Raw genomic sequence first — 17,958 nt, 5'->3', positions numbered from 1 at the left:
CCGATGTGCTCAGCAGCATCGCCGACATCCCCCAGAACCGTCTCCACGAACTGCTGCCATGGAATTGGCGCGCAGCCGAAGATCAACGCGAAGCCGCCTGATCCGCGGCCTTCACCGAATGCCTACGTTAGATGAGAGAGGTATGATGTACCACTCACGAAAATCGTCGTCATAGAGACCGCGCCGCCGCCCTGCGGCCTCAAATTTTAGCTGAAGGGCTTCGCGACGCTTCGTATAGGCTTTGCGTTCGGGATTGACGACAAAGGTGTTGGGCTTGGATCCATGGGCAATGATCCGCCTAGCAATTGGGTGCACCCCTTGCCTGTCGGGCTCGTCGCACAGCATCCGCATGTAAGTTGCGACGGTTTGATCCGGCGATCCATATTCAACCGCATTTGTGCCGGCAGCGTCAAGAACATCTCGATCGATCTGACGTGGATCGGTGAGGGTTGTATTCTCGAATGGCCAGCGAGTAACAGGGCCAGTTTCTTGGGTTTCAAAAACCCTCTCTGATAAAAGAAAGCCCATTTTGTGGGTAAACTTACGATACACATTCGGAGGGCGATCATACGATATATCACCATCCAGATCCGGCTTAGAATCGAGATAATCGCGCAGGACTATATGTTGCCAATTGTCTGTTGGCGCGCAGAACCAATGCGTCCCTGGAATTTCTCGACCAATGAATGGTCTGGTGCCAAGCTCAAGGACTTCGGCCTCGTGCTTTTTGCGCTCTTTTTTAGTAATGAAATGAGGAATATCATTCAGTAGGTTGCGTAACTGAAGACCTTTGGCGCTAATCATTTCATCATGTTCGGATTTGAGAAGCGCGATGCGTTCATTTTCCAGCTGATGTGCAATCCAGATGCGGGGCGCATCGAACAGGATCGCCTGCCGCAGGTCGTGCCCCGACATTGTCTCGAAATCATATTCGACGACGTCGATCTCGATACATGACTGGACGCGCTGGCGGAGAAGCTCTGCCTTGACTTCGTCGACCGCGTGGTAGACCTTGATTTCGACATTTAGGCGACCATCGGGATGATAGAGTACGACGTCAGGCCTGATGCCGTCCTGCCATTCTTCCAGCGTCACGGCATGGTATTTCCAGTCGGTCTCGAAATCGCGGGCTAAGTCTCGATATTCGACATGGTGCGGAGGAAGCCCGACAGTTCGGGCCTCTTCGATTACCATCTTCGACCAGAGGTGAAGGCTTGTTTCGAGGCCGGATGTGCATTCGTCATGCGAAACATGTGCAAAGTGACCGCGCCGCGTTATGATTTTGTCGCTACCCTTACGGGTATGTGGGACGGTTTCTGCAACGTGGCGCATTTCGGATTGGCAGCCGGCGCAGATAAATGGCGCTTGGGTTTTAGAAGCGTCATCGATGTGAACGACCTTGCCGGTTGATTTCACAAGAGCGAAGGGATGTTTCAGCATTTTGAACCATGGACAGATCTATTGTGGCGAGGCGTCCAATGGATGAATTTCCTTTGTCGCCGTGGAGCGCGCACAAAGTTCCTACATTGTTTTTATCTCTTCCTCTCCTGCCGAACCAAGCTATTTGGAACAGCGTGAGTGAACCGTTCATGCGACCGCGAAATTTATCCCACATTTTCGCGATTCAAGAAAATGTGGGATAAATCACGATATTCCTGTCGGTTATGCCACTGTCGCGACTTCGACGGTGAGGTGCTGAAGCTCATGAACGGGCACAAGGCGTCTGCGGATTTCCGTCGCATCTACGCCCGGTTGGGCAGAGACGCCAACGATCGCGGAGTGTGCTTCAGGGCCTACCTTCCACACGTGCAGGTCCGTGATCCGGGCATCGCCTGCCGTTTCGACCAACTCGCGGACTTCATCGGCTACGTGGCGATCTGTGCGGTCCAGGAGAATGGCGGCCGTGTCGCGCATCAGCGACCATGACCAGCGCGCAATCACGATGGCGCCGACGATGCCCATGATTGGATCCATCCACACCCAGCCCAGATAGCGGCCGGCCAACAGAGCTGCGATTGCCAGCACCGATGTCAGGGCATCAGCCAGAACATGCATGTAGGCAGAACGCAGATTGTTGTCGCCACCATGGCTGTGACCATGGTGATGCCCATGGTCGTGACCGTGGCCGCCGGAGAGCAAAAAGGCCGAGGCTATGTTCACGAGCAGCCCGAGGATTGCGATCCATGTGGCCTCCGCGAAGGCGACGTTGATAGGCTCAAACAGCCGCATGACGGACTCGACGCCGATAGCGAGGGCTATGATGCCCAGGACGAGGGCCGATGCGAATCCAGCGAGATCGCCGATCTTCCCGGTGCCGAAGCTGAAGTCGCCGTTATGAGCATGGCGTTTCGCATAGGCATAAGCCGCGGCCGCAACACCAAGCGCTCCGGCATGGGTGGCCATATGGAAGCCGTCAGCCAGTAGGGCCATCGATCCAGTAGTGTAACCAGCGACAATCTCTGCCACCATCATGAGGGCGGTGAGCACCACGACCCAGAGTGTCCGGCGGGCATTGTCGTCATGGCTGGCGGCCAGGAACATATGTTCGTGCGTCAGGTGGCCGGTGTCGGCCAGCACGGCGGTCTTGGTGCTCACTTGCTGTACCTCCGGATGATCGTGACGAGGTCCTCTGCGCCTTGCTGGCGTTCTTCGGGCGACAGACCGTCGCGCGCGACATGGGCCTCCAGATGTTCGACGATGATCTCATCGAGAAGCCCATTCACGGCTCCGCGAACGGCTGCGACCAGATGGAGGACTTCGGTGCAATTCGCGTTGCCGCCAAGCGCGCGTTCTACTGCGCCAACCTGGCCCGCGATGCGCTTGATTCGCCCGAGTAACGCGTCTCGGTTTTCATTGATGTGGGCCATTTTTCCCTCGGTAGCCTCAGTGTCACGCAGCAAATTGCTGCTGGTAGGACGATGCGTTATAGGGTAGGTGGGTAGGGTATGCAATCAAATTCAATGGAATGATCTGTGCGCTCGCCTTGCATTGACCTTTGTGGTTTTGACGCCTCGTCCGGCTGGTGCCGTGGTTGTGGTCGTTCTCGTGAGGAAGTGCGTCGTTGGCGCAATCTGCGCCCGGGCGAGGCGCGTAAGGTTGCTGCGGATTTACCGCAGCGCCTGTCCAAGCTGCGCGCAAAGGGCCTGACGAATGATCGCACCGACGACTGACCAGCCTTTCGGCTGATGTCGTCGGTGCGATGGGTGGCAAGCGGAAGCTGTTAGCCAGGCGCGACCTTCAACTGGTGATCGTCTCCGTATCGAATGCGGCAGGAATAGCCATGGCCGCACTCGGTGTGCATCTGCGATACAGCGGCTTTCGTTAGCCGCTGTATCTGGCCACTATCTTCGATTTCGATCCGTTCAACCGATTGGAAGTCGAAAGGTGCGACCGGCACATTTTCCCGACCCTGCTTGATGAGTACCCCGTAGTGCGCCGTGCCTTTGAAATAGGTCACCCGGATGTCATGGGAGCTTTCGTTCTTCCATCTGGGATGGACGGGACCGCATGCGGACAAGCATAGGGCCAAGGCGGTCAGTAAGATCGTCGGTTTCATGGTCTCAATTTCTTGCGGGATTGCTGTTCCTAACAAATCCGCCCTAACCGGGCATGAATGCCTAACCCTCAGGGGCGACGCGATCTGGTCGCATCAGCGCCATGTTCACCACATCGATCCAGTTCCCGCCCATGAAGAGCGCGTTGCGTGAGGTGCCCTCTTCGACAAAACCCAGCCGATGGTACAGCCGCCGTGCGGGTTCGTTATGGGCGAAGACGTTCAGTTCGAGCCTGCTCAGGTTGAGATCACGCCAGCAATATTCAATGGCGACTGCCATCGCGTCTGCTGCCAAGCCTTTGCCGCGGTCTTCGACCTCACCGATGCGGATGCCGATAAGGGCCGATCGATGGATGGCGTGGATTTTGTGGATTTGGATGAATCCCACAATGTGCGGAGCGTCCTGCACGCGAATAGCGAAGAAGACGCGTGAGGCGTCCTGATCGGCATTTAGCCAGAATGCTTCCTGATGCTGCCAGTTAAGCGGTCGGTAGGGTTCATTCAGGCGAGCGTCGTCGGCATTGTCCATCCAGCGGAACAGGCGCTCGAGATCGACAGGGAAAATGGGGCCGAGGGCCACGGTGTTGCCAAAGAGCATATTGGGTCTTTCATGATGTGCAGATGGCCGCGCGGATGGCGACCGAAGAGGAAGCTCGATCAGACTGGCTGGGGGCTAAGGCGCCTGAGCCACCATGTTCGGATGGCCCGCTCCGCAGGTGCCTCGATGCTGTGGTGCAGGAGGGCTGCCAGACCAAGCATCGTTGCCGACGTGACGATGACCCCCGCGAAGGGGCCTATCTGTGCGCGGTCGATTGCCCGGAGCAGCACGAAGCCGGCGTGATGGTGGATGAGATACAGCGGGTAGCTGAGAGCGCCGAGATACAGCAGAATAGGATGAGTGATCGCGGACAGGCGGCCGTTGATGGCCAGCCAGAGCATCACCTGAATTCCAACCCCGGCGATCAGGAAGGCGGCGCCGCCATTGAAGCTCAGTATCGCCAACGCCATCGCGAAATAGGGAAGTTGGTCGAGATAGCGCCGTTGTGCTGACCACGCTCTGTAGGTGAGCACACCAATGGCGAAGAACGGGCTGTATTGGTTCACCAGGAGCATCTGTACCCGATACGGCGCTATCTCGGAGACGGAGGCGATCGCGCCAACTGCCATCCAACCAGAAAGCAGGTACTCGATGCGCACCCGCCTGCGCGCCATCCATGCGAGGGCGGCGCAGATGTAGAAGGCAAGTTCGACAGTCAACGTCCAGTACACGCCATCGACCGACGGGACGAAGAAGAAGCCTTGCAACATGGTGAGGTTGATCAGGATCGTTTCGAATTCCGCCTGTAGACGTTCGGTCCCGCTCCATTGCACGACCAGCGTCGTGATCAGCACCGCCGCCCAATAGGCTGGGAAGAGCCGGGCAACACGCTTGATGGTGAAGTCGGCGATGCCCGCGGTGTTTTCCAGCGTCCGACTGATCACGAAACCGGAGATGCCGAAGAACAGGAAGACGCCATAGCCTCCGGCATCGAATCTCACTCCGATGTTGCGGTGCTCGGGAAAGAAGTCGGGATAGATCGAGGTGTAGTGGAACAGCATCACGCTGATCGCTGCGATCCCGCGCAGGGCGTCGAGTTCCTTCAGCCTGTTCCTGAACGGGCCGCTGACCGGTTGTTGTTCAAGCCGATCAGAACGCACATCGACCTTCTGTTCAACGAGGGTCATGGCCGCCCCCCTTGAAAATCTTCCCAACCATGTTGCGGACATCTTGATAGAATGGGCCGGTATCGTCCTTGTCGAAGACATAGTAGCGCATGTTCGGGCGCACGAAGTCTGCGAGGTAGGATCGTAGCTCATGCAGGCGGCTATATTTAGCGACGCGCTCATCTACGCTCGATTTCCCGACGAGCAGGCGCATCAGCCTTTTCGTTTCAGGGATCATGTAGCGCGCCTGAATTATGTCCTGTCGGCCCATTGGCGCGTCGACGACCTGGCCCAGGACCGACCGGCGATAGGCTTCCCAGGCGAAGAGTATGTCACAGTGGCGAGCGAGAGGGAGGCTGCCCCAATAACGGCCGTTTACTTCCATGAGCCAATAGCGCTTCCGCGCAGCATCATAGCGATACTCGACCATGGCCGGGCCCTCCCACTCCAAGTCCTGAAGCAGGCGCTCCGACAATTTCATCTGCGCTTGATGTTGATAGAGTGGCTCGTTGTAGCAGAGCGTCGACACCCCACCTTCTGGCGGCCATTCATGTAGGCGCACATGCTGAAAGCGCAGCGTCGCGCGATTGCGCGCCATGTAGAGCATTTGACCGAGCCCCACGCCATCGCAATAGGACTGGATCAGCGGCCAGCGGCCTATTGTTTGGAAGCGATCAAGCAAACGGTCGAGTTGGCCGACATTGCTGATGAACTCTGCCTTCTCCCATTTGAGGCCAGCCTCTTCGAGAAGGGGGAGGATGTCATTTGGGTTGTCCCACTTGGCGATAGCGGGGAAGGTCTGCTCAGCGATCCGCGCGGCGAAATCTTCGCCGGCTCGAGGTTGCCATGTCTGCGGCACGTCGAACCCGAGCTTTCTGGCTGCGCTCAGTGTGTCGCTCTTGCTGAGCGCCCGCTGCAATTGCTCCAAGCGGGGCGTCAGAACTTCGCACTTGCCGATGTACTTCGGACCTGACGCCAGTTGCAGCAAATCGGTTTCGGACACAGCGAATAGTGCCATCGCGCCCGTGCGACGTACGATGTCGGGCATCCAGGACATGATTGGCCCGGCCGGACGGATGATGGCTTGCGAGCAATGTCGTGAGGCTGCAGCCATTGAGGTTGCGGCCGTCCCGACGCCGATGACCGGCACGCCCTTTTGGCCGAGTTCACGGATGATGCTGAGATTGATCGCGCTATCGAGCCCGAGCACGATAGCAGGTGGGTGCGGGCGCAAAGGACGCCCGCCAGAATGCAGTGTTGCCACAGAAGATGCCTTTCGAACGTGCCGAAGGCAGCGACGGACGCAAAGCATCACAGCCGCTGCCAGACTGGCAGGTCAGACCAATCGGAAGATCGGGCGCCCTACGAAAAGGGCGCGGCGGCATCAGGCGGAGGGCGGCTCTAGTAGCGGAGGGGAGGGGACGATCGTCAGCTGTTGGTCATCAGACCGACGGAACTGACGCTTGAGAATACGGCGGTGCCGGTCGCCCACACCAGCTATCCTGACGTCGTCTGCTGATCCGTGCGTGTGATGGCCGGTGTGACGGTGAGAACCGTCAGGGAGTTCGTCCGTCTGCCCGTCAACCAGATCCGCCGGCTCAGTGTGCGCCTTACCTACTGGATCGGTATGGGTATATTCGTAATGATGTCCCTGAAGCGGCGCGTGCGGCAGGGCGGCTCCAGCCGCTCCTTGAGCGAGGATCGCCAGAACTGTCAGCATTATGCAGCGGATCAGCTGTGTCATGTCGCCTCGGCTCACATGCTCAGTTCGGGTTGCGCTCGGAGGCCTATAACAGAAATGGCCTCACAGATATCGTGAGATTGCCCGGAATTCTTCAACAGCCTTGGAGACGCCGCCGCTATCCTGGCTATGGCTGAGGCAATGATCGATATGGTCGTTGATCAGGGTCTTCTTGGCGTTGACGATCGCACTCTCGACTGCTTGCAGCTGCTGAGCGATCTCGACGCAGGAGCGTCCTTCTTCGATCATCGTCACGATGCTGCGCAGGTGGCCGCCAGCGCGGTTCAATCGCTTTATGATCGCAGGGTGCGTCTCGTGCTGATGATCAGCCATGCAGAATCTACTCCAGGAATGAGGCTTGCAGTATCCTCCCCGGGGGGATACTGCAAGCCTCATTCATATCCCCCCGGGGAGGATGATTCGTGATGAGGTCATGCAATGCTTTCGGTGTTGAGCAATCGGACATACCGTCACCTGTTCCTGGCGCAGGTGGTGGCTTTGGTCGGAACCGGGCTGGCTACGGTCGCGCTGGGGCTGCTCGCCTATGACATTGCCGGCGGATCGGCAGGCGCAGTGCTGGGGACCGCGCTGGCCATCAAGATGATCGCCTATATTGGTGTGGCTCCCGTCGTAGGCGCCTTTGCCGACAGGCTGCCGCGTCGCGCCTTTCTCGTCACGATGGATGTGCTGCGCGCCGCCGTCGCGATCTGCCTGCCGTTCGTCAGCGAGATCTGGCAGATCTACGTCCTGATCTTCGTGCTTCAGTCTGCATCGGCAGCGTTCACGCCCACTTTTCAGGCGACCATTCCCGATGTCCTGCCGGAAGAGCGCGACTATACCAAGGCGCTCGCCCTGTCGCGGCTGGCTTATGATATGGAAAGCCTGACGAGCCCGATGCTTGCGGCTGCCCTGCTGACTGTCATCAACTTCCACTGGTTATTCTCGGGCACGGCGGTCGGTTTCGTCGGTTCGGCCATTCTGGTCCTGTCGACCACCTTGCCTCGAGCGCTTAACCGTAAGGAAGTGCGCACCGGCATTTATGCCAAGACCACCAGGGGTATGCGGATTTACCTCAAGACGCCACGGCTGCGCGGCCTTCTCGCTTTGACCTTTGCGTCGGCGGCGGCGAGTTCGATGGTGATCGTCAACACTGTCGTCATTGTCCGGGACCAGCTTGGCCTTGGCCAGCGGGACGTTGCCTTCACACTAGCAGCCTTTGGTGGAGGCTCTATCCTCGCTGCGCTGGGGTTGCCCCGTATTCTCGACCGCATATCCGACCGCTCGATCATGATCACTGCCGCAGCAGTGCTGGCTTGGGGGCTTGCGATCATGGGTGCCCTCACGCACTGGTTCGGCAGTTCTTCCAACTATTGGTCCATACTGCTCGCGGGTTGGTTCGTCCTGGGTATGGCCTATTCGATGAGCGTCACCCCGTCGGGACGGCTATTGAAACGGTCGGCCAATGCGGAAGATCGGCCTGCACTCTTTGCGGCGCAGTTTGCCCTGAGCCACGGAAGCTGGTTGATCTGCTATCCGCTTGCTGGCCAGCTTGGCGCGAGAGAAGATCAGGTAATGACGTTCATTGCCATGTCGATCATCGCGCATTTTGGTGTGATCGCTGCTTATTTGCTGTGGCCGAGCGCGGATCCTGACGAACTTCCGCATGATCACGTCGATCTCGATGCAGACCATCCCCACCTTCGGGACAAGCATGGCCAAAGCGCTGGCCACGCCTATGTGATCGACGATCTTCATCAGCATTGGCCAAGATCATGACTCGTTCTTTCGGTCGATCCGGCTTGCCGAGCGCATGTGACGAAGATAGCGTGCGCGCCATGCGAGCATTGCACTCATCCCGGCGTAACAGCACGGCGCTCATATGGCGTCGGCGCGTGTCGACGCTGTGCGGCCTGCTCGCTTTGTTGGGTGTGACCCTGTTGACCACTTGGCATGACACCCTACCTCAGGCGCATGCGGCCCAGCAGGTCGCGTCCAGCGTCGCCGATCACGATCATCACCATGACCGGCATGAGACGAAGGACCAGCCTGACCTGGCAGACATGATGCACATTGCTGCACATGCCGCGCATCAGTCGACAGATCTCCCGTCGCAGCCCGTAATAGTTGCAGATGTTGCGCCGGTCGCTGGGCGTTGGGAGCTGTTCCACGCTGCCGCGTTGGGTTCCACGGGGCCAGCCTCTCTCTTGAGACCACCCGAGGCCTGATCCCTGGCGCGCATCTGCGCGCATCTTTTGATCAGACCTACGAGGGAATTACACAATGCAAGCCTTTCGAGGCTGGCTGCCGCGTATTGCGGTATCCGGCGCGGTCGTTGCGACCTGCCTTATGGCGGGTGGCACGGCTGCAAGCGCGCAAGTCGCGCCACCATTTGCCGAGCTTTTTCGGCAAACCAGCGAAGCGCCACGTCAATTGGAGCTCGAAGCCGAAGTAGATCGTGCCGAAGGATTGGCACGGCAGGCACGCGCCTATCCCAATCCGACCGTGAGCGTCATGACGGAGAATGTGGGGGGGCAACGCCCTTACAACCGCTTCGGTCGTGCGGAAAACACGCTCCAGGTAAACCAGCCGCTTGAGCTGTTCGGAAAGCGCTCCGCTCGCATCGCGGCAGGCGAAGCAGGCGTGGTCGCTGCTCAGGCGCGTACGCGTGACGGGCGGCTGTCCTATGCATATGAACTGGCGCGTGCCTATGCTGGCGCTGAAGTAGCCGATCGCAGGATCGGGCTGGCTGAAGATGAACTGGAAGAAGCAGAAGCCGATCTTAAGGCCGCCCGCGCTCTGGTTGAAGCGGGCAAGGAAGCCCGGCTTCGCGGCCTTCAGGCTGAAACCGAAGTGAATTCGCTAAAGGCTGTCGTCGATACGGCCAAAGCAGAGCGGGTTGGCGTCTATTCCCGCCTGACTGCGCTCAGTGGTCAGTCGGTGTCTTATTCGACGCTTGCCGAACCCATGTTGGACCGGTTGGCGCCGATGAAGGGGCAGGGGCCCATCGACCCGACGCAGACGGCGCCGTATCTGGCAGCGAAAGCTGACGCAGAAGCCGCCGCGCGGCGGGTGACATCCGCCAAGCGGCAGGCCATTCCTGATGTGACGGTGTCCGTCGGCGTCAGACGGCTTGAGGTCGATAACGCGAATGCTCTGCTGGCAGCTGTGAGCGTGCCATTCCCGCTCTTCGACAGGAATCGCGGCAACATCGATGCTGCGCAGGCCGAACTGCGCGGCGCGCAGGCACGGGAGGCGGCAACCCGGTTGGAGGCCGAGGCTGCAATCCAGGCTTCGCTTGCTCTCAACGAAGCGGCAGACGCCAGAGCAGCGGCTGCGGATAGAACGCTGTCTACGGCCGAAGAAAGTTACCGGCTTGCACGCATCGCCTATGAAGCGGGGAAGTCCCCGCTGATCGAATTGCTAGCTGCCCGCCATGGCCTGGGAGCTGCTCGCGGCGTGGTGCTCGATGCCCGCGCTGCCCAGTTTGACGCCCGCGCCAGCCTTGCACGGCTTGAGGGCCGCACCATCACCGGAGAACCCGTCCAATGAAGTCCGACAACAAACTCTATGCCGGCGCTGCGGTCGGCCTCATTCTGGCGGCACTGGCCGGCTTCGGCGTTGCACGCATGACAGCGCCCAGCGCACCGGTGGCTGAGGAAAGCGCTGCGGAAGCAGAGGCCCAGCCTGCCGATACCGTGGAGATCACTGCGGACGGCATCAAGACCTCGGCAATCTCGGTTGAAGCTGTCTCCGGCTCCAGTCTCTCGGGGATCGTCATGGCGAGCGCCACGGTCGAAGCCACGCCTGATGCCGAAGCTGTTCTAACCGCGCGAGCGCCAGGCACGGTGACGCGCATCTTCAGGCGTATCGGTGATACGGTTCAGGCCGGTGAGGCGATCGCGCTGGTGGAAAGTCGTGATGCCTCGGCAATCGCGGCTGATCGGGGAACTGCGGCGGCGCGGGCGACACTCGCTGCGCGGCAATTGGCCCGCGAGAAGAGCCTGCTCGCGCAAGGTGTATCGGCGCGGGCGGACTATGAAACGGCCGAAGCCAATCTGGCGGTAGCTCGGGCCGAAGCGCGCCAGGCGGACGCGGCTGCGCGTGCAGCACGGGTTGCTGGCGATGGTCGGTCCGTATCGGTCGTGAGCTCGGTCTCCGGTCGAATCACGTCGGCGACGGCCAGCCTTGGTTCGTTTGTGCAGGCGGAGACCGAACTGTTCCGGGTCGCAGATCCGCGCAGCATCCAGATCGAGGCCGCGGTGCCCGTGGCTGATGCTGGTCGGGTCAAGGCTGGGGATCGGGTGGAACTCACGACATCCGACGGCCAGAAGGTGGAAGGGCGCGTGCGCTCGGCGACGGGTGTTGTCGACACGCAGACCCGGCAAGCCACGGTGGTCATCACCCCGAGCGGTGGTGGCAGCGCGATCGCTCCGGGACAGCTTGTGCAGGCACGTATCTTTGCCAGCGGTGGTCAGGGCGCGAGCGGTGTCACGGTGCCGCAGGATGCGGTCCAGACAGTCGGCGAACGGACAGTGGTTTTTGTCCGCACGCCCAAGGGCTTCAAGGCACAGACCGTTCAGGTCGCCAGTCGCAGTGGCGGCATGGTTGCGATTGCGGCTGGCCTGAAGGCGGGACAGCAGATCGCGACGACCAACGCCTTCCTCCTCAAGGCTGAGCTTGAGAAGGAGTCGGCAGAATGATTGCGCGCATCCTCAGTCTATCCGTCAGGATGAGATGGGCGGTGTTGTTCCTGACACTCGCCATTGTCGGATTTGGCGGCTGGCAGATAACCAAGCTGCCGATCGATGCCGTGCGGGACATCACCAACCGTCAGGTGCAGGTCAACACCTTCAATCCCACGCTCGGCCCGGTCGATATGGAAAAGCAGGTGACTTATCCGGTCGAGACGGCCCTTGCCGGCATTCCAGGTCTCACCATGACCCGGTCGCTCACGCGTAACGGGTTCAGCCAGGTGACGGCGATCTTCACGGATAGCACAGACATCTTCTTTGCTCGTCAACAGGTCACCGAACGTCTTGCGCAGGCAAAGGATAGTCTGCCTTCCGGCGTTCAGCCCAATCTGGCGCCGCTCAGCACCGGCCTTGGTGAGATCTTCTTCTACTCGGTGGCGTTCCGTCATCCCGATGGGAAGAACGTCAAGATCGTCAATGGCCAGCCTGGCTGGCAGTCGGACGGCAGCTACCTCACGCCTGAAGGCGAGCGACTGACCACCGAACTGGCAAAGGCGGCCTATCTGCGCACCGTGCAGGACTGGATCATCCGTCCGCAAATGCGCAATGTCAAAGGCGTGGCCGGCGTCGATTCCAACGGTGGCTTCGTGAAGCAGTATCTGGTGCAGCCCAATCTCAACGCGCTGGCCACCTATGGCCTGTCGGTGACGGAACTGGCTGATGCACTGCAGCGGGCGAACCTGTCGGCAGGGTCCAATTACATCAAGCGGGCCGGGGAGAGTTTTCTGGTTCGTGCCGATGCGCGTCTGAAGTCGATCGAGGAGATCGAGGAGGCGGTTGTTGCGACCCGTGCTGGCGTGCCGGTGCGTGTGCGTGACGTCGGCGAAGTGGTTATCGGTGGCGCGGTCCGCACCGGCTCCGGCAGCCGCATGGGATCCGAAGCTGTGATCTCGACCGTCCTGATGCTGGTGGGCGACAACAGCCGCATCGTGGCGATGAGCGCGGCGGAAAAGCTCACGCAGATCAACAAGGGGTTGCCGCCAGATGTCTTTGCAGAGCCGGTTTATAACCGCTCGAAGCTGGTGAATGCGACCATTTCGACGGTCGAGAAGAACCTGACCGAAGGCGCGCTCCTCGTCATCGTGGTGCTTTTCCTGCTGCTGGGCAATATCCGGGCGGCGCTGATCACGGCGGCGGTCATTCCGGTGACCATGCTGATGACGGCCAGCGGCATGAACGCCATCGGGGAATCCGGCAACCTCATGAGTCTTGGCGCGCTCGACTTCGGTCTGATCGTCGACGGCGCCGTGATCATCGTGGAAAATGCGCTGCGACGGCTCGCTGAACGGCAGGAGCATGAAGGGCGTCTGCTGACGTTGTCGGAGCGGCTGGGCGAGACGACGGAGGCTGCGGTCGAGATGGTGCGACCTACCGTTTACGGGCAGCTCATCATCTTCCTCGTGTTTGTGCCGTTACTGACCTTCCAGGGTGTCGAGGGCAAGACCTTCTCGCCGATGGCGGTCACGCTCATGATCGCTCTGGCCTCGGCCTTCATCCTCTCGATTACCTTCATCCCTGCGATGATCGCCATCGTGATCAAGGGGAAGGTGAGCGAGACGGAAGTGAAGCCGATCCGCTGGTTCAAGGAAAAGTACGAGCCGCTGCTGAAGAAAGCCGTGGCGCGTCCCTTGCCGTTCATTGCGGCCGGCGGTGGCATGTTCCTGGCAGCCGTCCTGTGCTTCGGCCTGCTGGGCGAGGAGTTCATGCCCCAGCTTGACGAGAAGGACATAACGGTCACCAACTTCCGCGTACCATCGGCCTCGATCGACCAGTCGACCGAGATGCAACTGCGGATCGAGAATACGCTCAAGACCTTGCCGGAAGTGGCGCTCGTCTTCTCGAAGAACGGCAACGCGGATCTGGGTACCGACCCGATGCCGCCAAACGCCTCGGACACCTATGTCATCCCCAAGCCCGAAAGTGAGTGGCCGTCGGATGTGAAGAGCAAGGACGATATCCTCAAGCGCATCGAAGCGAGGATGAAGCCCCTGATTGGCAACCGGACGGAAATCCAGCAGCCGATCCAGATGCGCTTCAACGAGCTTATCGCCGGCGTTCGGGCTGACGTGGCCATCAAGCTTTATGGCGATGACCTCGATCAGATGAGCCAGCAGGCGCAGCGCATTGCCGCGGTGGTTCGGAAGATCCCCGGTGCTGGCGATGTCAGTGCCGAGCAGACGTCTGGTGCGCCGACGTTTGACGTGAAGATCGATCGACTGGCGGTCGCGCGTTACGGCCTTTCGGTCGAAGAGGTCGCCAATACCGTTGCGGCTGCTCTTGGTGGCCGGGAAGCCGGGCTGCTGTTCGAAGGTGACCGTCGCTTCTCAGTCGTGGTCCGTTTGCCCGACGCGCAGCGCGATGATCTGGAAACGCTGGGGTCCATCCCGGTGATGTTGCCTACCCCCGAAGGTCAGGTGGCAAGGTCCATCCCGCTCCGCGAGGTGGCACGGTTCAGCTTCACTTCGGGGTTGAACCAGATCAGCCGCGAGAATGGCAAGCGTATGGTGATCGTGCAGATCAACGTGCGTGGTCGGGATCTGGGCGGCTTCGTCACAGAGGCGCAGCAGAAGGTGGGCGAACTCCAACTGCCTGCTGGCATGTACACCGATTGGGGCGGCACATTCGAAAGCCTTCAGTCGGCGCGTCTGCGCCTGCTGATCGTGGTGCCGATCTGCTTCGCCGCGATCTTCGCACTTCTCTACATGGCATTGGGCGGCGCTATCCCAGCAGCGATCGTGTTCAGCGCCGTGCCGATGGCTCTGGCGGGGGGTGTCTTCGCCCTGCTGCTGCGCGGGATTCCGTTCTCCATCACAGCTGCGGTGGGCTTCATTGCTCTCTCCGGTGTCGCGGTGTTGAATGGCCTCGTCATGATGAGCGCCATCCGCAAATATCGGGAAGATGGGGCAGAGGAGGATCAGGCGATCATCGGCGGCGCGATGGAGCGCGTGCGGCCGGTGCTGATGACTGCGCTTGTGGCCAGCCTCGGCTTCGTGCCGATGGCCCTCGCCACAGGAACGGGTGCCGAGGTGCAGCGACCGCTCGCTACGGTGGTCATCGGTGGCCTCATCACCTCGACGGCGCTGACCTTGCTCGTGTTGCCGGCGATCACGGCATTCATGGGGCGCCTCAAGAAGAAACAGGCGCAAGAGTCGTCGGGTAATTCCGAACCGGCAACTGCGTAATCGAAAGGCAGACGGCGGCGGAGCTGCCGCCTGCTTCATCTATGATTTGCTCAACGCCAGACCCTCGAGGATTGGAAAGTGCCATGTTCCTTGACGAACGTTCTCGATTTTCTGTCCGGTCAGGCCAGCTGGCTATCGTAATGATGGCGGCGCTGGCGGCCGGGGCATGTTCATCTGGCGATGGCAATGGCCAACTCAGTCCCGACGACCAGGCGCTGCTCAGTGATCGCGAAGCGCATCATGAATTTCAGTGCAATGATGGCTCCCTTCTCCACGCGGCGTACCGCGATGAGGGGCTGGTGATGATCCTGAGTGGACCCGCGCAACCGCAGCCGATCCGCCTGACTGCTCCGGCTCAGGGGCTGACCTATGTCGGGGAAGGCATCACTGCCACGATCACCAATCGCGTCCTGCGCATCAGCGAAATAAACCGGCCGGAGCGCATCTGCACCTCGGGCAAGCCCTTGGGCCTTAGCCCTGTAGAACCAGCCGACGACTTGGTTCGTGACGAGAATAGGTCATCTGGCGCTCGCAATTTTGTTGAGAATCATTCGCGATAATCTATCGTGTGTGCGGTTTGGCGCCCGTTGAACGGCCGTTTGGATGAATGAGAGAAGGAAGGAGTGACGAATGCGAACTTATCCATTCCTCTCTGTCCTGCTCGTAATCGCTATGATGATCTCACACGGCTCGTTGCTGACCGTGTCACAGCATTTCCACAAAAGCGACCGATCATCCGTTGAGGCTACTACAGAGCATCAACATTTTTCAGAAAACCATGAGGAGCCGGGCAGCGCTACAGGAGGCGGTCACGTTCATCTAGTCGGTGATCGCGTGCCAGATGACCATGGGCTGAAACCTGTCCCAACTGGGAAGGCTATCCATAGCGGCGCGCATCGCCAGCCTTTTATGGCGCCATTCACCATGGCTCCGCTACTCGAGCCGCCATCGATATCCTGAAGCATGGCAGTGCGAGGCGTTGGTCTCGCACTTGGTGCTGATCTGCCGGCGTCGAGGCGCTGGCGACCATACGGATATCTATATGAAACTCAGACTGGCTCGACCGTGGGCATGTTATGCTGCGGTCTTTACAGCCTTGGCGTTTTTCGTCGTCGATGTGGCCTTGGCCCATGGCGTTGCGGAAGGCGACAAAGGCTATATCGAAGAAACGACCGGCCCTCAGATAGGAGCGTTTCTCTATCTTGGCGCCAAGCACATGGTCACCGGATACGACCATTTGCTGTTCCTGTTCGGCGTCATCTTCTTCCTCTACCGGATGCGCGAAGTGGCATCCTATGTCACGCTGTTCGCCATCGGTCACAGCACGACCCTGATTGCAGGGGTGCTGCTGGGAACGAATGTCAGCGCCTATCTTGTTGATGCGATCATCGGCTTGTCGGTCGTTTACAAGGCGCTCGACAATCTTGGCGCGTTTCAGCGCTGGTTCGGGTTCCAGCCGAATACGAAGGCGGCCGTGCTAATCTTCGGCTTCTTCCACGGCTTCGGTCTGGCGACGAAGCTGCAGGATTTCGCGCTATCGTCTGATGGTCTGATCACCAATCTCATCGCTTTCAACGTCGGCGTTGAGATGGGTCAGATCCTGGCTTTGTCGGCCATCCTCATCATCATGGGTTATTGGCGGCGTACTCGCAGCTTCGCCCAACATGCCTTCACCGCGAACGTCGTGCTGATGACCGCCGGCTTCGTTCTCACCGGCTATCAGCTTGCCGGCCTGTTCTTGGGAGACCCCTCATGACCCGACCCCACTCGCCCATGCCGGGCGAACTGCCCAGCCTTGGCCAACTGAATCGGGCTACACTCATCGCTTTCGGTGCCGCTGCGGTCATCTTGGTGACGACCGTGCTGCCTGCGGAATATGGCGTCGATCCGACCGGCGTCGGTGGCGCCCTCGGCCTCACCCCGATGGGCGAGATGAAGCAGGCTGAACATGATGCTGCGCCAGTGGCGTCGTCCGCACAGGCTACGCTAACGGCGTCCAAGCCGGCCGTGGCTGCCCCGGGTGAACCGGTCCAGGTCGTCATTACGCTCAAGCCCAACGAAGGGCGCGAAATCAAGGCAGTAATGACCGCCGGCAGCGCGATGCGCTACGCTTGGAAAACCGATGGCGCGAAGATCCGCTACGAATTGCATGGCGAGGAATTCAACGCGCCTGAAGGCGAATACACCAGCTACGAGAAGGGCACGTCGGCCGGTGAAAGCGGATCTTTCACAGCCCCCTTCGACGGTACGCATGGCTGGTACTGGAAGAACAAGACCAGCGAGCCTGTCACCATCACTGCATCTGCGACCGGTGGCTTTTCCGCCTTCGCAGCCAAGCCCTGACCCAATTCATAAAGAGAGAAGGAAAATCTGATGCGTAAATTCATTATCGCAGCTGCCGTTGTTCTCGCCCCCGTGTCCCCGTTGATGGCGCATGGCAATCATGATGAAGAAGAGCAGGATCGTCCTGTTCAGCAGGTGGCGAAGGACAATGTCATCAAGCTCATCACCAAGGGTACATTGCCGGCGAGCTGGTCAAAGGCGAAGTTCGTAGAAACGAAGTCGCGTACCGTTCAGGGCGCCCGTCAGGATGTGGTGATCTTCCGCAACGACGCTGAACCGGAAGCTCGCAAGCTGTTGTACGTTGCGTTGAAGCCGGACGGCACCTTCGTTTCGGCGAACCATAAGCTGAAGTGAGAAGTGATGGGCGCGGTCGATTGGCCGCGCCCATATTTCTGTCGTCATGAAGATCCGACGGCAACGATATCCAGCAGGAAGTCGGATCTTCTGATCAAGCCCGGAATTAAGCCGTTGGAGCCCTGCGACCATCGGCGGCACCTTTTAGAGATCGATTTCAGCGGACGGCATGTCCATATCTCTCTTATTGCGCACGCTTATCGCTAGGCAGCGTTGACAAAGTGGATTCCCAATCTGCCTGATTTCTGATTCACAGCTTCTCTTTGCGAGGAGCGATGATGGGCCGAGGCGATCTGACGGACGAGGAATGGGATGTGATCGCGGGGCTTC

General features: G+C 59.7%; 19 protein-coding genes. 9 read left to right on the top strand and 10 right to left on the bottom strand.

From position 1 onward, the window contains the following. Positions 1 to 111 precede the first annotated feature (111 nt). The 3 genes from F4U94_RS22580 to F4U94_RS22570 all read right to left on the bottom strand — a co-directional run bounded on the left by F4U94_RS22580 (position 112) and on the right by F4U94_RS22570 (position 2,867). Positions 112 to 1,440, bottom strand: coding sequence for a hypothetical protein (locus tag F4U94_RS22580; RefSeq protein ID WP_150412263.1), 1,329 nt, complete (start codon positions 1,438 to 1,440; stop codon positions 112 to 114). A gap of 222 nt (positions 1,441 to 1,662) precedes the next feature. After that, positions 1,663 to 2,541: a CDF family Co(II)/Ni(II) efflux transporter DmeF gene (dmeF, locus tag F4U94_RS22575; RefSeq protein ID WP_051125431.1), complete on the bottom strand. Its 879-nt coding sequence runs from the start codon at positions 2,539 to 2,541 to the stop codon at positions 1,663 to 1,665. Between the two features lie 50 nt (positions 2,542 to 2,591). After that, the gene (locus F4U94_RS22570) at positions 2,592 to 2,867 is read right to left on the bottom strand and encodes a metal/formaldehyde-sensitive transcriptional repressor (RefSeq protein ID WP_004210808.1); all 276 of its coding nucleotides are present in this window, start codon (positions 2,865 to 2,867) and stop codon (positions 2,592 to 2,594) included. 105 nt (positions 2,868 to 2,972) lie between these two features. On the opposite strand from F4U94_RS22570, the gene F4U94_RS22565 reads away from it, so the two are divergent. Beyond that, entirely contained in the window at positions 2,973 to 3,170 is a 198-nt protein-coding gene (locus F4U94_RS22565) for a DUF1289 domain-containing protein (protein WP_037480019.1), read from the top strand. A 50-nt stretch (positions 3,171 to 3,220) separates the two neighbouring features. Here the strand turns inward: F4U94_RS22565 and F4U94_RS22560 are convergent, their stop codons facing one another. The 6 genes from F4U94_RS22560 to F4U94_RS22535 all read right to left on the bottom strand — a co-directional run bounded on the left by F4U94_RS22560 (position 3,221) and on the right by F4U94_RS22535 (position 7,331). After that, entirely contained in the window at positions 3,221 to 3,457 is a 237-nt protein-coding gene (locus F4U94_RS22560) for a hypothetical protein (protein ID WP_232015810.1), read from the bottom strand. A gap of 160 nt (positions 3,458 to 3,617) precedes the next feature. After that, positions 3,618 to 4,151 (bottom strand): GNAT family N-acetyltransferase, encoded by a 534-nt coding sequence (locus F4U94_RS22555; protein WP_009821101.1) that lies wholly within the window; start codon positions 4,149 to 4,151, stop codon positions 3,618 to 3,620. A 59-nt stretch (positions 4,152 to 4,210) separates the two neighbouring features. Then, complete coding sequence (locus F4U94_RS22550) at positions 4,211 to 5,278, bottom strand: acyltransferase family protein (protein ID WP_120249348.1); 1,068 nt, start codon at positions 5,276 to 5,278, stop codon at positions 4,211 to 4,213. Continuing rightward, positions 5,265 to 6,467, bottom strand: a complete 1,203-nt coding sequence (locus F4U94_RS22545; RefSeq protein WP_120249349.1) for a carboxylate--amine ligase — start codon at positions 6,465 to 6,467, stop codon at positions 5,265 to 5,267. The genes F4U94_RS22550 and F4U94_RS22545 overlap by 14 nt, the downstream gene beginning before the upstream one ends. Positions 6,468 to 6,641: 174 nt before the next feature. Further along, entirely contained in the window at positions 6,642 to 7,001 is a 360-nt protein-coding gene (locus tag F4U94_RS22540; RefSeq protein WP_125999565.1) for a hypothetical protein, read from the bottom strand. Positions 7,002 to 7,061: 60 nt separating this feature from the next. After that, positions 7,062 to 7,331 carry a metal-sensing transcriptional repressor gene (locus F4U94_RS22535; RefSeq protein WP_004210814.1) on the bottom strand — a complete coding sequence of 90 codons (270 nt, stop codon included), beginning with the start codon at positions 7,329 to 7,331 and terminating at the stop codon, positions 7,062 to 7,064. A 105-nt stretch (positions 7,332 to 7,436) separates the two neighbouring features. On the opposite strand from F4U94_RS22535, the gene F4U94_RS22530 reads away from it, so the two are divergent. Next, positions 7,437 to 8,774 (top strand): MFS transporter, encoded by a 1,338-nt coding sequence (locus tag F4U94_RS22530; RefSeq protein ID WP_120249351.1) that lies wholly within the window; start codon positions 7,437 to 7,439, stop codon positions 8,772 to 8,774. 182 nt (positions 8,775 to 8,956) lie between these two features. Here the strand turns inward: F4U94_RS22530 and F4U94_RS22525 are convergent, their stop codons facing one another. Further along, positions 8,957 to 9,166: a hypothetical protein gene (locus F4U94_RS22525; RefSeq protein ID WP_145986180.1), complete on the bottom strand. Its 210-nt coding sequence runs from the start codon at positions 9,164 to 9,166 to the stop codon at positions 8,957 to 8,959. Between the two features lie 112 nt (positions 9,167 to 9,278). Between F4U94_RS22525 and F4U94_RS22520 the strand changes: the two genes are divergently transcribed. From F4U94_RS22520 to F4U94_RS22490, 7 genes are all read left to right on the top strand, one after another. Then, complete coding sequence (locus F4U94_RS22520; RefSeq protein ID WP_120249352.1) at positions 9,279 to 10,547, top strand: TolC family protein; 1,269 nt, start codon at positions 9,279 to 9,281, stop codon at positions 10,545 to 10,547. Then, positions 10,544 to 11,698, top strand: coding sequence for an efflux RND transporter periplasmic adaptor subunit (locus F4U94_RS22515; RefSeq protein ID WP_120249353.1), 1,155 nt, complete (start codon positions 10,544 to 10,546; stop codon positions 11,696 to 11,698). The genes F4U94_RS22520 and F4U94_RS22515 overlap by 4 nt, the downstream gene beginning before the upstream one ends. Beyond that, the gene (locus tag F4U94_RS22510; RefSeq protein ID WP_150412262.1) at positions 11,695 to 14,931 is read left to right on the top strand and encodes an efflux RND transporter permease subunit; all 3,237 of its coding nucleotides are present in this window, start codon (positions 11,695 to 11,697) and stop codon (positions 14,929 to 14,931) included. The genes F4U94_RS22515 and F4U94_RS22510 overlap by 4 nt, the downstream gene beginning before the upstream one ends. An 83-nt stretch (positions 14,932 to 15,014) precedes the next feature. After that, the gene (locus F4U94_RS22505) at positions 15,015 to 15,491 is read left to right on the top strand and encodes a hypothetical protein (protein ID WP_120249354.1); all 477 of its coding nucleotides are present in this window, start codon (positions 15,015 to 15,017) and stop codon (positions 15,489 to 15,491) included. 482 nt (positions 15,492 to 15,973) lie between these two features. Next, positions 15,974 to 16,687 (top strand): HupE/UreJ family protein, encoded by a 714-nt coding sequence (locus F4U94_RS22500; protein ID WP_120251935.1) that lies wholly within the window; start codon positions 15,974 to 15,976, stop codon positions 16,685 to 16,687. Beyond that, positions 16,684 to 17,274, top strand: coding sequence for a hypothetical protein (locus F4U94_RS22495; RefSeq protein WP_120249355.1), 591 nt, complete (start codon positions 16,684 to 16,686; stop codon positions 17,272 to 17,274). The genes F4U94_RS22500 and F4U94_RS22495 overlap by 4 nt, the downstream gene beginning before the upstream one ends. Before the next feature lie 30 nt (positions 17,275 to 17,304). Continuing rightward, positions 17,305 to 17,628 (top strand): DUF6488 family protein, encoded by a 324-nt coding sequence (locus F4U94_RS22490; RefSeq protein ID WP_232015812.1) that lies wholly within the window; start codon positions 17,305 to 17,307, stop codon positions 17,626 to 17,628. Positions 17,629 to 17,958: the final 330 nt, after the last annotated feature.

It is taken from the genome of Sphingobium limneticum (genome assembly GCF_008710155.1).
GTDB classification, from domain to species: domain Bacteria; phylum Pseudomonadota; class Alphaproteobacteria; order Sphingomonadales; family Sphingomonadaceae; genus Sphingobium; species Sphingobium limneticum.
Note: the sequence above shows the minus strand (reverse complement) of the source record. Positions and strands in the feature narration are given on the sequence as shown.

Coding starts and splice junctions, on each gene's coding strand:
- F4U94_RS22580 (WP_150412263.1), bottom strand. CDS start 1,440: ATGCTGAAACATCCCTTCGCTCTTGTGAAATCAACCGGCAAGGTCGTT.
- dmeF (WP_051125431.1), bottom strand. CDS start 2,541: ATGTTCCTGGCCGCCAGCCATGACGACAATGCCCGCCGGACACTCTGG.
- F4U94_RS22570 (WP_004210808.1), bottom strand. CDS start 2,867: ATGGCCCACATCAATGAAAACCGAGACGCGTTACTCGGGCGAATCAAG.
- F4U94_RS22555 (WP_009821101.1), bottom strand. CDS start 4,151: ATGCTCTTTGGCAACACCGTGGCCCTCGGCCCCATTTTCCCTGTCGAT.
- F4U94_RS22550 (WP_120249348.1), bottom strand. CDS start 5,278: ATGACCCTCGTTGAACAGAAGGTCGATGTGCGTTCTGATCGGCTTGAA.
- F4U94_RS22540 (WP_125999565.1), bottom strand. CDS start 7,001: ATGACACAGCTGATCCGCTGCATAATGCTGACAGTTCTGGCGATCCTC.
- F4U94_RS22535 (WP_004210814.1), bottom strand. CDS start 7,331: ATGGCTGATCATCAGCACGAGACGCACCCTGCGATCATAAAGCGATTG.
- F4U94_RS22530 (WP_120249351.1), top strand. CDS start 7,437: ATGCTTTCGGTGTTGAGCAATCGGACATACCGTCACCTGTTCCTGGCG.
- F4U94_RS22520 (WP_120249352.1), top strand. CDS start 9,279: ATGCAAGCCTTTCGAGGCTGGCTGCCGCGTATTGCGGTATCCGGCGCG.
- F4U94_RS22515 (WP_120249353.1), top strand. CDS start 10,544: ATGAAGTCCGACAACAAACTCTATGCCGGCGCTGCGGTCGGCCTCATT.
- F4U94_RS22510 (WP_150412262.1), top strand. CDS start 11,695: ATGATTGCGCGCATCCTCAGTCTATCCGTCAGGATGAGATGGGCGGTG.
- F4U94_RS22505 (WP_120249354.1), top strand. CDS start 15,015: ATGTTCCTTGACGAACGTTCTCGATTTTCTGTCCGGTCAGGCCAGCTG.
- F4U94_RS22500 (WP_120251935.1), top strand. CDS start 15,974: ATGAAACTCAGACTGGCTCGACCGTGGGCATGTTATGCTGCGGTCTTT.
- F4U94_RS22495 (WP_120249355.1), top strand. CDS start 16,684: ATGACCCGACCCCACTCGCCCATGCCGGGCGAACTGCCCAGCCTTGGC.
- F4U94_RS22490 (WP_232015812.1), top strand. CDS start 17,305: ATGCGTAAATTCATTATCGCAGCTGCCGTTGTTCTCGCCCCCGTGTCC.